The 348-nt window shown below is 65.5% G+C and carries 1 protein-coding gene; it reads right to left on the reverse strand.

Annotated elements, in window-relative coordinates:
• Nucleotides 1-15: 15 nt before the first annotated feature.
• Nucleotides 16-348: aldehyde dehydrogenase family protein (locus EN807_RS33460; protein ID WP_135938012.1), on the reverse strand; the 333-nt coding region annotated here is incomplete at its 5' end.

Consider the following 348-nt stretch of genomic DNA (forward strand, 5'->3'; position numbering starts at 1 on the left):
GAATATCGACGCGCCTTAAGCCACGTCCAGGCAAAGATATTTGAGGTCTGTAAAAGCTTCGAGCCCGTGGCGCGAACCTTCGCGGCCGATCCCGGATTGCTTGACGCCGCCGAACGGGATCGGCGCGCCGGTGATCTTCACCCGGTTGATGGCGACCATGCCGTAGTCCAGCGCGCGGCCCATGCGCGCCTGCCGGGCGCCATTTTCGGTCACGACATAGGCGACCAGGCCGTATTCGGTGGCGTTGGCGCGCGCGACAACCTCCGCCTCGTCGTCTAACGGCGTCACCGCCGCGACCGGGCCGAACGTCTCCTCGCGCATGATCAGCGCTTCGTCGGGCACATCGAC

Origin of the sequence: Mesorhizobium sp. M5C.F.Ca.ET.164.01.1.1, assembly GCF_004792125.1 — a bacterium.
Lineage (GTDB): Bacteria > Pseudomonadota > Alphaproteobacteria > Rhizobiales > Rhizobiaceae > Mesorhizobium > Mesorhizobium wenxiniae.